Below are 14,882 nucleotides of genomic sequence, written 5' to 3'. Positions count from 1 at the left end.
TATTAATTAATACAAAGCTATTAATGGGAGGTAGTTCCATGAGTCAAGAAACGGAAAAGGGAATTAGCTTAACCGGTAAGGACATCATGCCATCTACAAGCAGTGAAAGAACAATGTCTGCTGTAGCTTACTTCATTCTATGGGTTGGCATCGCGGTTCAACTTGTCACGCCTATTACTGCTGCTCAACTGTATCCTGCCTTATCTCCTGCACAAATTATCATCGCTTGCATCCTAGGGAATTTAATCGTCGCCGTTCTTTTAACTCTTCTTGGAGATATAGGGGTAAGATATGGAATCCCCTATGCAGTTTATATACGGGCCTGTTTTGGCTATTTAGGCACACATATACCAGCTTTAATACGAGCAATCCCAGCAATTTTTTGGTTTGGGTTTCAAACCTGGATGGGGGCATACGCCTTAAATACGATCATGGAAATGCTAACTGGATACTCCAATCTTACCTTACTGATCATCATCTTTGGTGCTGTACAAATTATTAATACTGCAATGGGGATGGAGGCTATTACCAAATTTGAGTGGTTAGCTTCACCAAGTATTCTTATCATCGGTATTATCTTGCAAGTGTACATTATGAAAGAAAATCATATCACTTTTGGTGAAATTTTTTCAAAAGGTGGAGAAGGGGGCATATCTCTTGGATATGGGGTTGTTGTAATGATGGGTACTTATATTACGATGGCTTTAAATGCTCCTGATTTCACGCGATTCTTGAAAACTAAGTTTGAAAGTAGTGAAACGAGTTGGTGGAAAATCAATAAAGGTAGTTTTTGGGCACATATCTTTGGATTAATCGGTTCTATGCTGCTCTTTACCATTATTGGTTTAACTAGTGGTGTCGCGACAGGAACGTGGAATCCAATTGATGCAATGGTTCAAACCATGGGTCAGGATAATCCATTGTTGTTAATCGTTTGTTTAGCGTTTGTTATTTTAGCACAGTGGTCTACTAATATTAGTGCCAATCTTTTACCGCCGGGATATATCATTGTTAATCTTTTTCCTCGAAAAATATCATTTGCCAAAGGTGCCATCATTGCTGGTGTGATCGGGCTGTTGATTCAGCCATGGAACTACGCAGATTATGTCCCACAGATTCTTTTAGCAATTACTTCCACCCTTGCACCGATCGTTGGGATTATGTTTACGGATTACTATTTACTTAGAAAACGACAGTTGAATATCAGTGAACTCTATAAGGTGAATGGTCAATACAAGTATTGGAATAATGTAAATCCCGCAGCGATTATCAGTTATATTCCTGCCGGCCTTTCAGTCTTCCTTTTGCCTGATTATGGATTTTTCACTGCACTATTAATCTCGGGGATTCTATACTATTCATTAATGAAATATTGGATATGCAAAATCTATGAACAGCCAGAAATAACAAACAGTGCTGTAATTGTCCACGAAGTAAATCAAAAATTATAGTTATTAGTCTCAATTATAGGGGGAACGAGTATGAAAATTAAAGTAATTAATCCGAATACTACAATAGCGATGACTAAGGGGATCGAGGAAGCGGCTAAGTCGGCTGCACGGTCAGATACACAGATTCTTGCCGTTAGTCCTAAAATGGGTCCTGTATCGATTGAATCCTATTATGATGAGTATTTGAGCATTCCAGGGGTCATCGAAGAAGTGATCAAAGGTGAAGAAGAGGGAGTCGATGCCTTTGTCATCGCTTGTTATGGCGACCCAGGTTTACATGCAGCTAGGGAAGTAACGGATAAACCTGTTGTAGGGATTGCAGAAGCCTCAGTTTATTTAGCATCCATTCTAGCGGCTAGGTTTTCCGTAGTAACGGTTTTACCAAGGATCAAAACAATGCTTGAAGAATTAGTAGATTCTTACGGTATGCATAAGCGTGTCGTAAATATTAGAACCACCCCTATGGGAGTTTTGGACTTTGAAGGAGACCCAGAAGCAGGGATGGAATTGCTGCGGTTAGAGGGAAGAAAAGCGGTCGAGGAGGACCATGCAGAAGCTATACTGCTAGGTTGTGCGGGAATGGCCGAATTTTCGGATAGTCTTGAAAAAGAACTGGGTGTTCCAGTTATTGATGGCGTAGTAGCCGCTGTTAAGTTTGCTGAATCGATTGTTGATCTAGGCAAGAAAACAAGTAAATTAAAAACCTATAAATATCCTGAGAAAAAGGAATATATCGGGAAGTTAGCTAGCTTCGGTTATAGCTCAATAAAGAAATAACGAATCTATATATTGATATAGGATGTTCCGTAAAAAAGAGCATCCTACTTTTTTAACTAATTAAGATAGTGGGGGAATTATAAAAATGGCTAATTCTACAGACATTACATCCCAATCAAAAAGAGAATCACTGAACCCAGTTTCCAATGAAAATAGGTTATTTGGTCTAACCACCTATATTACGTTGTGGATTTCATCGATGGTGGTCATTCAATTTTTTTGGTCGGACAGTCATTTCTACCGCCTGCAGGAAAATTGAATCTGTTTCAAGCGGGTGTAGTCACTGTTATTTCCGCTTTTTTTATTGGCTACCTTTTTATCGTAAACTCCCGTCCTGGTATTAAGTATGGTATCCCCTTTATTGTTCAAGCAAGATCATCGTTCGGATATAATGGAGCAAGGATTGCCTCTTTAATCAGGGTATTACCAGCAGTATTTTGGTATGGAATCGGTTCCTGGATTGGTGCAGCAGCTACGAATTATATTACTGAAACCATTTGGGGTTATAGCAACATCTGGTTATATTTTATTCTATTTCAGGTCCTTCAAACAGCGATTGCCTATTTTGGGATTAACTCGATTAAATGGTTTGATTCGCTCTTATCAGTAGTTGTTCTTGGATTTTTAATTTATATAACGGTACAGTTAATCAATGTAGGTGGATTAAAGATCGCAGATAATTGGAATACCACTGGTTCGTGGGGAATGCCATTTTTTGCAGCAATAACTGCATGTGTGGGTGTTTTAATCACTGCCATTATTAATAATGCTGACTTAGCAAGATATCTTGAGAATAAACCACGCTATAACACAATAGGTCACTTTTTTGGCATCGTACCAATGTTTGTCATCATGCTCGTAATTGGAATCCTAGCGGCAGCAGCTACTGGCATTTGGGATCCTGTTCAAGCGATTGTATCGGTCATTCCTAATCCAATTGTAGCGGTCGCTATGATGATTTTTATAATAGTAGCACAGTTTACCAGTAATTTAACCATTAATATTAAACCACCAGCACTTGTATTGATGGAGACATTTAACTTTACTTGGGGTGTTTCAGTGATCATTGTAGGAGTATTAAGTATTGTTACATTCCCATGGTTACTGATCACCAGTTCGGCATTTAATACGTTCATCGCATTTTATTCAGCATTCCTTGGACCATTACTTGGAATATTAATTGCGGACTATTACTTCGTTCATAAGCAAAACTTTGATGTAGATGCCCTTTACAAGAGGGATAATAAGTACAATTGGTTAGGTTTAGGTTCACTGCTTATTGGTGGGGTCATTGGTGTGTTTTTCTTATCGATTTCCTGGATGGTAAGCATGCCGATAAGTGCGATTTTATACTGGGCAGGGTATAAAGTTTACCCATCCTATAAATCACATAAATCTAATAATGAAGTAGAAATCCCTTCCTAAGGAGGAAAAAGGCATTCAAGGATACCTCCTTGAATGCTTTTTTTAATTTTCAAAGTTAGTGTTTGGACTATTTCTATATGAATATATTATATTTCTGCTAAAATACAGAGGTAAGAATTGTAGAAAAAGATAGATAGGCATGTAAATTGAAGAAGAGAATGTTGAAAGTAGGTATTTCTTTTGTCCTAATTGGTATAGGGCTCGGAGTTGCGGGAAACTATTTTTATAATGTCGGCAAAAAAGAAGCCAAGAAGGACCTCCTCAACTGCATGATGGCGGGAGCAGTGCAGCCGCAGCAAACATAGAAGGAACAAAAGAACAGCAAGACAAAATCGCAGCGCTTATTAATTAGACCGAGCAGCAGAAATTTGAGTCTTCCAAATCTAATCCTTTGATGGTTTAACGCTAAAAGGGCGCTACTTGAAGAACCCAAACTCCCACGGAAAAGCTGTCATTTTAGCTCATGGCTATAAAGGCAGCAGTGAACAAATGCCAGGGATTACAAAGTAGTACTACGACCTGAAATATGATGTGTTAAATCTGATGCTAGAGGTCATGGCATGAGTAAAGGGGATTATATCAATTGGATATTTTTTAATAAAAGAAAAGACCGAAAATACGATCTTCCTGCATGGGTTCTCAATGGGAGCAGCAACAGTCTTAATGACATCAGGAGAAAATGTGCCTAGTGAAGTAAAAGGAATTATCGAGGACAGTGGTTATAAAACGGTCAAGGCCGAATCGTCCATCAATTAAAGTATCTCTATCACCCTCCAGCATTTCCAATCATGGACGTGACAAGTGTAATTACTAAATTCAGAGCAGGGTATACATACATTTGAAGAGGCTTCAGCACTAGAGAGCGTCAAGAAAAATAAATTACCTATGTTTATCAACCACGGAGACAAGGATGTTATGGTGCCAACTGAGATGGCTTATGAAATCTATCATGCTTCTAAGAGTAAAAAAGTTCTTTGGATTGTGCCTGGAGCGGGGCATACTAAGGCGTATACGGTTGCGGAAGAAGAGTATCAGAAGCCTTTAAAGGTGTCCTAGATGATGCAATAAACAGTAATTCAAGAAAAAAGGAATTTGATCAGAGTCAAATTCCTTTTTTTAGTGCCTAAATATTTGATTGCCTGAATTTCTAAGGGTTTTGGCTGATTTTTAGGCTAGATTGGCTCAATATATGGACACATTGGCCGATTTACTGCCATCATTGGCTCATTTTTAAACAACATTGGCCTTTTCACCAATATTACCCAAAAGTCCAATATCCTTTTATTTGATTAATGTCTTAAAATCGCCAGCTTTCTCCCATTGAATCGGCAATCCCACGTAATTTTCAGCTATAGTACTTAATCCAGCTTCAGATGAAGTATAGTAATCTAGCTCCGCCAGCTGAACACCCCGTTCAAAGGAATCAAATTTAGGATTGGTATGAAGAAGTCTTGTCATGAAATAAGAGAAGCGTTCTGCCTTCCAAACACGACGTAGACAAATTTCCGAATAACGATCCAGTATATCTGTACTGCCATCCTGATAAAACTCGATAATTCCACGCGACATTACTTTTACATCCGAAGCGGCAAGGTTAAGTCCCTTGGCACCTGTTGGCGGAACCGTATGAGCAGCATCACCGGCAATAAAGAGGCGGCCATATTGCATCGTCTCACAAACGAAACTGCGCATTTGAAAAAATCCTTTTGAATTAATCGGTCCATCTGGCACCTGCCAGCCATCATTTGTTTTAGTTCGTGCCGTTAATTCTGACCATATTCGATCATCCGACCAATTGGCAATATCATCAAATGGGTCTACCTGCAGATAGTGACGCTGTAAAATAGGTGTACGTGTACTAAGCAAGGCAAAACCTTGGTTATGATTCGCATAAATTAATTCATCCGCTGCTGGTGCGGAATCGGAGAGGATTCCTAACCAGCCATACTGGTAAAAATGAACATGTTCTTTTCTTAAATTGTCAGGAATGGCGAGGCGGCTTGGTCCATGATAGCCGTCACAGCCTGCGATAAAATCACAGACAAGTTCTTCGTCCAACCCATTTTTACGATACCTTATTTTCGGTTGGTTTGAATCGATATCATGTAGAGTGATTTCTTCTACGTCAAAGATAATGTCTTTGCCATTTTTGTAGCGGGCATTGACCAGATCGATTATCACTTCATGCTGTGGATAGACAACGACTTGCTTTCCACCAGAATATTTTTTTAGATCAATGTGGCGTCTTTGTCCATTAAATTGAAAGTAGTTGCCATTATGAAAATGACCTTCTCGATCCATTCGGTCGCCGACACCCATTTCTCTTAAAATATCAATTGTCGTTTGTTCTAAAATACCGGCCTTTACGGTTCCCTCGATATTGTTTCTTGATTTACGCTCTAAGATAACAGAATCAATGCCTTGTAGATGAAGTAGTTGTGCAAGAATAAGGCCAGCTGGGCCGGCCCCGATAATCCCAACTTGTGTTTTCAATTTTTCCAGCTCCTTTAGTTGAAAGCGTTTTATATTTTGATAAAGATATAATATAATTAAAATATTCTGAATAGTAGTGTTAACTTCTTATATACGGAACAAATTAAATCTTTTGAGGTGATTTGTATCATTCCGACTAATAAAAAAACATCTGTTTTACAATCGGTCCAAAATGGACTACAAATACTAAAACTTTTTACAATTGAAAAACCAGTTTGGGGAATCACTGAGATAGCCAATGCTCTTGAAATGAATAAAAGTTCAGTGAGCAGGCTAGTATCCGATTTGACTGCCGAAAGTTTTTTACAAAAAGAAGGGGATAAATATAGTCCTGGATTTTCGTTACTTTCTATTAGTGGAGTGATTACTTCCCATTTAGAAATTCATCGAGAATCGAAAGACATATTAAAAAAATTAGTATCTGATTTAGGGGAATCGGCTCATGTTGCTATTTTAGAAGGAATAGAAATTACCTACGTCCATAAAGTCGAATGCACGAACCCAGTACCTCTATTATCATCGATTGGAAAAAAGAATCCGGTATCTTGTACAAGTGCTGGCAAAGTTTTATTGGCATTTGGGAAAAAGAATACAGTTGACAGCATCATCAGGGAAGGACTTCTACGAATGGGACTAAACAGCCAGACAGACCCTGAGCAACTAATCGATCAATTACGTCAAATTAAAGAACAGGGATATTCCATCTGTATCGATGAAATGCATGACAATATTGTAAGTATTGCGGCTCCAGTTAGGGACTATACGGGTGAAGTTGTAGCGGCCGTCAGCGTTGTCGGGACAAGGGACCGTATTCAAAATCATGAAATTAAAAGGTTTACAGGAAGGGTCATGGAGGCAGCAAATGAAGTATCGCTGAGATTAGGAAATATTCCTGAAAAGGAGTGGTCATCACATTGAGGTATCCTTCTACGAATAGTTATCATTACTCGTCTTTTAGAAATGCTCTTCGTCTTCTCAATCTATTTTCCCTGGAAGAACCTGAATTACAATTAGAGGATATTGCAAGCCGTTTGGAAATAGGGCAAAGTACGGCATTTCGCTTGGTTCATACATTGATGGTAGAAGGCTTTATTGTCAGGGATTCATCCACTAAATCCTACCGTCTAGCAGCATCTTTATTAGCTTTGGGACAGACGCTCATTAAAAAGGAAAATTTATATCATTTGTCACTCGATCATATAGAGAAACTGGCAGAGAGGACGGGTGAAACAGCCCATATTGGTATTATTAAAGAATTTCAGCTGATGTATCTCCTGAAAATCGATAGTGCACATCCCGTCCATTTATTGTCCCATGCTGGGAGGAGAAGTCCGCTTCATTGTACGAGCACTGGACAAGTTTTGTTAGCGTATCAAGAAGAGTCCACTATTGATCAGGTGTTGGAGAGGGGACTAATATCCTATACATCACAAACAATCACAGATCCAATGATGTTAAAAAAGTTATTACATACAATCCGATCCAAAGGATATTCGGTGAGTAAGGAAGAACTTCATGAAGGGGTTGTGTCGGTTGCAGTTCCTGTTAGGAATAGTAAAAGCAAACCAATAGCTGCTGTGAGTATCGCAGGACCTATAACTAGAATAAACGAGCGGACTATTCCCAAATTAATAAAACAAGTACAGCAAGCGGCCGATGAAGTGACAAAAAGCTTACAAAATTGATTTGCTCAAAGAGTGGTTAAACAATATATTGACTTGTGGCTATTATAGGATTACAATTTAATTGAAATCGGTTTCATTCTTCCTTCTTGAATGCAATGAAATCATTAGCGATGGAGGAAAGTTATGAAAAAGGAAAATATAACTATATATGACATTGCCAAAGAAGCTAATGTATCTCCAGCTACTGTTTCGAGAGTCTTAACCGGAAATGCAAAAGTGCGGCCTCAAACAATGCGGAAGATAGTAGATGTAATTGAAAAATATAATTTTAGACCTAATAGTCTAGCAAGGAGCTTATTACATAAGCAATCGAAAACGATTGGTTTTATCCTGCCAGACATCAATCATCCATTTTTTTCAACACTCGTTCAAAAATGTGAAGCACATGCATTGGAATTAGGGTATACAACTTTTTTGTGCAATACGATGAACAACTCAGCAAATGAATCAAAATACTTACAAAGTTTAGTAGAAAAACAAGTGGATGGGATTATCTATCTTGGCGGAAGAATTAATGATACGGACACCGATCAAGAATATGCGGAAGAAATGAAGAAAGTGATGGAAAGAATTCCGGTTGTTTTTGTGAACGGTCAAATGTCTGGGGTGGATGCCCATATGGTTAGAACGGATGAAGAGTCAGGGATTGAAAAGCTTGTTGAACTATTAGTAAATCTAAAACATAAAAAGATAGGTTTTCTAGGTGGATTGGAAGGAATTAGTTCAACGGACGTGAAAAAGAATACGTTTGTGAAAGCCATGAAATCTAAAGGGTTAGACGTCAACAAAGAGTGGATTTTTGGTACTGGGTTTAATATTGAATCTGGTGAAGAAGTGGCTGCACAATTGCTTTATTTAAGAGAAAGACCTACAGCGGTTATCTGTGCCAATGATTTAGTAGCAATAGGGGTCATAAAGGTTCTTACTAAATTTGGGTTAAAAGTACCAGATGATGTTTCCATTGTTGGCTTCGATGATATTTATTTGGCGCAGCATTTTCCTCCAGGAATTACGACAGTCAGCCAGAATTATGATCAGCTGGGTCAAACGGCTATCAATGTTCTAGTAGATTTAATAAATGAGAACGAAGCAGAGAAAGAAACGGTCGTTCCAACATCACTCGTATTGAGGGATTCTTGTAAATTATTTTCAGAATCATAAAATAAATGATTGCACCCTTCCATAATTTAGGGTACGATAAAAATGAAATGGGTTTCGTAATATGTGGAATATTAATTGATAGTATTCAATTTTACTATAATAGATGATTAATATTCCTTTATTATTTACAATTTTTGAAACGGGTTTCATTAATGGGTAGTTGTGTGGGAAATTATGAATTTAAATGTATGAAAGAGAGGTATTTTTATGCTTAAACAGTTGAATAAATATAAGTATACTCAACCTAAAAATGGATATCCCGAGTGGAATAACAACCCCGAGATCTTTCAATTAAATCGATTGGATGCTCATGCAACATTAATGCCATACAGAACAGTTGAGGAAGCATTAAAAGGGGACCGAACTTCGTCTGAATTTTATCATTCATTAAATGGAAACTGGAAATTCGCATTTTATGAGAATCCTGAAAAAAGAAATCAAACATTTTTTAAAGAGGATTATGATGCTAGTGAGTGGGATGAAATCAAGGTGCCGGCACACTGGCAGTTACAAGGGTATGATTATCCTCAATATACAAATCTTCGATATCCTTGGGAAGGAAAAGAAGATATAAAGCCACCTTTTGCTCCAACAAAATATAACCCTGTTGGTCAGTATATCAGGAATTTTACGATTCCAGAGGATTGGAAGGACCAACCGGTTTATATCAGCTTTCAAGGAGTGGAGTCAGCCTTTTATGTATGGGTGAATGGAGAACTTGTTGGATACAGTGAGGATACCTTTACACCAGCAGAGTTTGATTTAACACCTTACTTAATTGACGGCGAAAATAAGTTAGCAGTAGAGGTCTATCGTTGGTGTGATTCGAGCTGGTTAGAGGACCAGGATTTTTGGAGGATGAGTGGAATATTTCGTGATGTGTATCTGTATTCAACTCCAGAAGTTCATATCAATGATTTCTTTGTGACCACGGAGTTGGATCAAGATTATAAGGATGCCGAATTAAAAATCGAAGCCAAAATTAAAAATGCGTTTGAGCAGGTAGTGAACGGTTATACAGTCGAAGGAATGCTTTATGACCAAGAAAACAATCCTGTTTTTGAGGACTCTCTTCAAATAAAGGTGAATATGAATAATCAATCCTTTATTTCAATTAATTCTTCAACCCATGTAGTAAATCCTTTTAAATGGAGTGCAGAAAAACCATACCTCTATACACTCGTTTTACTTTTAAAAGATGAAAGCGGAACCATCCGAGAAGCGGAAAGCTGTAAGGTTGGATTTCGAACATTTGAAATAAAAGACGGTCTCATGAAAATCAACGGTAGGCGAATTGTCCTCAAAGGTGTAAACCGTCACGAGTTTGCAGCGGATAAAGGGAGAGCCATTGGTTATGAAGATATGATTAATGATATTAAACTAATGAAGCAGCATAATATTAATGCCGTCCGTACTTCCCATTATCCGAATAATACGGTTTGGTATGAATTATGTGATCAATATGGTTTGTATGTGATTGATGAAACGAATCTTGAAACACATGGGACTTGGAAGTATGGGCAAAAAGATGAAGGCGATACGGTGCCAGGAAGCAAGGTAGAGTGGCGGGAAAACGTCCTAGATCGATGTAATTCCATGTTTCAACGAGATAAAAACCATCCTTCAATAATTATTTGGTCGCTTGGAAATGAATCATTTGGCGGGGATAATTTTATTAAAATGCATGATTTTTTAAAGAAAAATGACCCTACTAGAATCGTTCATTATGAAGGGATTTTCCATTACCGTAAATCAGAAGCAGCTTCAGATATTGAAAGCACGATGTATGTAAATCCTGAAGGTGTGCAGAAATATGCTGAATATGCCGAGAATGCAGAAAATCCAAAACCATACATTCTATGTGAATATAGCCATGCGATGGGCAATTCCTGTGGTAACCTTTATAAGTATACAGACCTCTTCGAAAAATATCCTATTATTCAGGGTGGATTTATTTGGGATTGGAAGGATCAAGCTTTATTAACAAAGACCAAGGATGGTGTACCATACTTAGCCTATGGTGGTGACTTTGGAGAAACACCTCATGATGGTAATTTTTCAGGGAATGGTTTGATTTTTGCAAATGGTACGATTTCACCAAAGATTATTGAGGTTAAAAAGTGCTATCAGAATGTTCGTTTTACAGCCAATAATCTGGAAGAGGGTCTTGTAGATGTGGTGAATAACTATCTGTTTACTGACCTTCGAGAGTACGAACTAGTGTGGCAGCTAGCAGAAAATGGTATGTTCATCCAAAATGGAACTTTGGAAATTGAGGTAGACCCATGCTCCACCAAAACGATTCAACTTGCTTACTCTCTTCCAGAAGTCTGTAAACAGTCAGATGAATACATTTTAACGGTTAGCCTGCATTTGAAAAATAATACGCTTTGGGCTCAGAGGGGCCATGAAGTTGCTTTTGAACAATTTGTGATTCCTACAGTGAAAACAGCAGCAGCAAGTATGCCTATCAACTTACCTAAAACAGAAGTACGACAAGAAAAAGATTATGTAACGATAAATGGTGCTAGCTTTACTGTTGTTTTTAATAAAACCAATGGGGCTTTAGAGTCTTATAGATTCAATGGTATCCCTCTACTTGAGAATGAATTAGGTCTGAATTTTTGGCGTGCGATGACAGATAATGACCGTGGGAATAAATTACATGAACGCAGCTCTGTTTGGAGAGATGCGGGGACGAATAAAATTCTGACATCTTTTTTAGTGGATGCGAAAAGTCCATCGACTACGGTAGTGACAACCGAATACAGTTTGCCAACAACATTATCTGTATGCAAGATTGTTTACACCATTACGGGTGATGGAGAAATAACAGTAGACTATCAACTACAACCAGGGAACGACCTTCCTGAGCTGCCAGAGGTTGGAATGATGACCTTATTAAATAGCTCGTTTGACACCATTACTTGGTATGGAAAAGGCCCTTATGAAAATTATTGGGATAAAGAGAAAGGCGCAAAAATTGGATTATATACTGGAAAAGTAAAAGATCAATATGTACCATACTTAAAACCTCAGGAATGCGGCAATAAAACAGGGGTAAGATGGGCTGTACTTTCCGATCAACAGGGCGCAGGGTTAAAGATAACTGGAAACCCTACAGTTGAGGTGAATGCCTTACCATATACTCCAGTTGAGCTTGAAGAACATGATCACGGATATAAATTACCACCAAGCGTAAAGACGGTAGTAAGGATTAATTATAAACAAATGGGCGTAGGCGGAGATGATAGCTGGGGGCAAAAAACACATCCTGAATTCACGCTATTTGCCAATCGATGCTACTCTTATACATTCAAACTTAAGGGAATTAGTGTAAAGGATTTATTGCCCATGTCTTGTGATTTTGATTAATCAGGACGTTCCGATTACTAGGTACTTCCTCCCGTTTTAAAGTTAGTGTGTTCCCTTGGACTATTTATTCTTAGCCAGGGGAACATCATCTAAACCGGTCATTAATATCGACCTGAAACCCATTTCTATTTGATGTTATTTCAAGCGGAGTACCTAAAAAGTCTGAGTAACGTAAGTATGATTAAAATAATGGTAATTTTAGAAATAGTTAAAATTATCGAAATAACAGTATTTACATTTAATAGGTGCAGGAATATAATTAAGACAAGGTAACCGCTTACAATCAAGAGTTCTAAGGACTTCTATGTTATTCCTCACAAGAAATTGCTTTTATCTCAATTAAATGAAACCCATTTCATCAGCTACTGGGATCAATACATAATCAAAAACAAAATAACCGTATATGAATTTTTTGTAGGGGTATTTTTGAAACCCATTTCAAATCTCCTAGTTAAATGATATTGGTATATATCATATCTAAATCCTTTTGTTTCTTAAAGGAAAGTCTTTTTCAGGTACTAGATTAGTAATCTGCTAGCTCACCTTGTCGCTTGTTTTGTATGCTGGTTTGCCGCTTATTAGGTCAAATTATGTTGTTTAGGGGGGATTTATTTGAAAACTGTTACAGTGGAATCACCAACACCTATTGTTGAAAAACAAACAAAAACAAAAGAGTCCGCATTTAAAAGAATGTGGAAGAACCGAACCCTGCTTTTTATGTGTTTGCCTGCGATTATTTTCTTTGCTGTCTTTGCTTATCTGCCCATGCCGGGACTATATCTTGCATTTGTGAACTATGATTATTCACTTGGAATTTTTAAAAGCGCTTTCGTAGGCCTTGATAATTTTCGCTTTTTGGTCATGACCGGTGATTTGTGGAAGTTAACCTTTAATACAATTGCTTATAATCTAGCTTTCATTGTTCTAGGTAATTTCCTACAAATAGCAGTAGCCATCATGCTTAATGAACTGACAAATAAATGGTTCAAAAAAGTATCACAAACGATTATGTTTTTACCACACTTTATTTCCGCAGTACTAGTTGGACTTTTAGCCTATAACATACTTAGTTACGATTATGGTTTATTAAATTCATTTTTAAAAATGTTTGGATTGGATCCAGTACAAACTTATTCTAATCCACATATTTGGCCTTATATTATTGTCATTACATTCCTATGGCAATCCACAGGCTATGGATCAATCGTTTATTTTGCTGCCATTATGGGTCTAGATAAATCTATTATAGAAGCTGCAGAAATCGATGGCGCTAATGCCTTCCAGCGTATTCGATATATCATTATTCCTTGGCTTAAGCCAACTTTCATCATTTTACTATTGTTCTCTTTAGGTGGAGTATTAAAAGGAAATTTCGGTTTGTTTTATAACTTGGTTGGGGCAAATAATACCATGCTCTATCCTACCACAGATATTATTGAAACCTATGTCTTCCGAACATTGATGACGAATTTTAACTTCTCATTAGGAAGTGCTGTAAGTTTATATCAATCTTTCTTTGGCCTCGTTATTGTCCTAGTGGCTAACTGGATTATTAAAAAGGTTTCACCAGATAACTCATTATTTTAAAGGAGGGACGTATTTATGGAAAATACGGCCAGACGAAATATAGATGTGTCTACTATAATGGTTCGTATTATTGGATATGGCTTTATCGGCGTTTTTGCTCTATCTTGTCTTTTGCCCTTTATCTTGATCATATCGTCTTCTTTATCAACAGAGAAGTCTATTATGGACCATGGATTTTCTTTATGGCCTAAAGAGTTTTCTACATTTGCCTATGAGATCGTTTTCCAGAATCCAAGACTTGTCGTTGGATCCTATATCGTAACGTTGGGTATTACGATTGTAGGGACTGCGGTAGGTTTGTTTATTGTCGCAATGACAGGTTATGCCTTGCAGCGCCAGGATTTCTTGTATCGTAATAAGATTTCATTTTATATCTATTTTACAACCCTTTTTTCAGGTGGTCTTGTCCCGTTTTATCTATTAATTACGCAGTATCTGCATCTTAAAGATAATTACTTGGCAGTACTGCTGCCAGGATTGCTGAGTCCTTTTCTAATTATTATGATGAAATCCTTCACAAAGTCGATTCCACACGAGATTACGGAATCTGCGAAGATTGATGGTGCGGGAGATTTCACCATTTTTTTAAGAATTATTCTACCTATGTCTACTCCAGCCTTGGCGACAATCGGACTATTCATTGCCCTTGGGTATTGGAATGAATGGTATAATTCCATGCTTTTCCTTTCACCTAATATGGAATATAGACCGCTACAGCTGTTTCTTTATAACGTGATTACGAGTGCTGACTTTATCAGGAATTCAGCAGCATCCTCCAATGTGCCACCACAAGATGTACCATTGGAATCTATGAAAATGGCAACAGCCGTTGTAGCTACTGGACCGGTTATTCTATTTTATCCGTTTGTACAAAAGTATTTTATTACAGGAATTACAGTTGGTGCAGTTAAGGGGTAATGAAATATGA

The 14,882-nt window shown here is 37.7% G+C and carries 13 protein-coding genes; 12 read left to right on the top strand and 1 reads right to left on the bottom strand.

Annotated features, from left to right (window positions below; translation table 11 throughout):
- The first annotated feature begins 38 nt into the window (after positions 1–38).
- From ncs1 to AAHB15_RS21180, 6 genes are all read left to right on the top strand, one after another.
- Entirely contained in the window at positions 39–1,451 is a 1,413-nt protein-coding gene (gene ncs1, locus AAHB15_RS21205) for an NCS1 family nucleobase:cation symporter (protein ID WP_342043267.1), read from the top strand.
- A gap of 30 nt (positions 1,452–1,481) precedes the next feature.
- A complete protein-coding gene (locus AAHB15_RS21200; protein WP_335574237.1) occupies positions 1,482–2,228 on the top strand; it encodes an aspartate/glutamate racemase family protein in 747 nt (248 codons plus the stop codon).
- An 85-nt stretch (positions 2,229–2,313) separates the two neighbouring features.
- The gene (locus AAHB15_RS21195; RefSeq protein ID WP_335574236.1) at positions 2,314–2,487 is read left to right on the top strand and encodes a hypothetical protein; all 174 of its coding nucleotides are present in this window, start codon (positions 2,314–2,316) and stop codon (positions 2,485–2,487) included.
- Complete coding sequence (locus AAHB15_RS21190; RefSeq protein WP_342043266.1) at positions 2,484–3,653, top strand: cytosine permease; 1,170 nt, start codon at positions 2,484–2,486, stop codon at positions 3,651–3,653. Before AAHB15_RS21195 ends, AAHB15_RS21190 begins: the two co-directional genes overlap by 4 nt.
- A gap of 158 nt (positions 3,654–3,811) precedes the next feature.
- Entirely contained in the window at positions 3,812–3,958 is a 147-nt protein-coding gene (locus AAHB15_RS21185) for a hypothetical protein (RefSeq protein ID WP_342043265.1), read from the top strand.
- Positions 3,959–4,568: 610 nt separating this feature from the next.
- The gene (locus tag AAHB15_RS21180; RefSeq protein ID WP_342043264.1) at positions 4,569–4,709 is read left to right on the top strand and encodes a hypothetical protein; all 141 of its coding nucleotides are present in this window, start codon (positions 4,569–4,571) and stop codon (positions 4,707–4,709) included.
- A gap of 225 nt (positions 4,710–4,934) precedes the next feature.
- On the opposite strand, the gene AAHB15_RS21175 is transcribed toward AAHB15_RS21180, so the two are convergent.
- Complete coding sequence (locus AAHB15_RS21175; RefSeq protein WP_342043263.1) at positions 4,935–6,146, bottom strand: 4-hydroxybenzoate 3-monooxygenase; 1,212 nt, start codon at positions 6,144–6,146, stop codon at positions 4,935–4,937.
- Between the two features lie 117 nt (positions 6,147–6,263).
- Between AAHB15_RS21175 and AAHB15_RS21170 the strand changes: the two genes are divergently transcribed.
- The 6 genes from AAHB15_RS21170 (at position 6,264) to AAHB15_RS21145 (ending at position 14,872) form a co-directional block, all read left to right on the top strand.
- Positions 6,264–7,064, top strand: a complete 801-nt coding sequence (locus AAHB15_RS21170; protein ID WP_335574231.1) for an IclR family transcriptional regulator — start codon at positions 6,264–6,266, stop codon at positions 7,062–7,064.
- Entirely contained in the window at positions 7,061–7,831 is a 771-nt protein-coding gene (locus AAHB15_RS21165; protein ID WP_335574230.1) for an IclR family transcriptional regulator, read from the top strand. The genes AAHB15_RS21170 and AAHB15_RS21165 overlap by 4 nt, the downstream gene beginning before the upstream one ends.
- Before the next feature lie 123 nt (positions 7,832–7,954).
- Entirely contained in the window at positions 7,955–8,992 is a 1,038-nt protein-coding gene (locus AAHB15_RS21160) for a LacI family DNA-binding transcriptional regulator (protein WP_335574229.1), read from the top strand.
- A gap of 207 nt (positions 8,993–9,199) precedes the next feature.
- Positions 9,200–12,367 (top strand): glycoside hydrolase family 2 TIM barrel-domain containing protein, encoded by a 3,168-nt coding sequence (locus AAHB15_RS21155; protein WP_342043262.1) that lies wholly within the window; start codon positions 9,200–9,202, stop codon positions 12,365–12,367.
- A gap of 690 nt (positions 12,368–13,057) precedes the next feature.
- A complete protein-coding gene (locus tag AAHB15_RS21150; RefSeq protein WP_335572784.1) occupies positions 13,058–13,954 on the top strand; it encodes an ABC transporter permease in 897 nt (298 codons plus the stop codon).
- Between the two features lie 15 nt (positions 13,955–13,969).
- On the top strand, positions 13,970–14,872 hold the full coding sequence (locus tag AAHB15_RS21145; protein WP_335572774.1) for a carbohydrate ABC transporter permease: 903 nt from the start codon (positions 13,970–13,972) through the stop codon (positions 14,870–14,872).
- Positions 14,873–14,882 lie beyond the last annotated feature (10 nt).

Source organism: Bacillus sp. OTU2372, assembly GCF_038440275.1.
Taxonomy (GTDB): domain Bacteria; phylum Bacillota; class Bacilli; order Bacillales; family Cytobacillaceae; genus Neobacillus; species Neobacillus bataviensis_B.
Note: the sequence above shows the minus strand (reverse complement) of the source record. Positions and strands in the feature narration are given on the sequence as shown.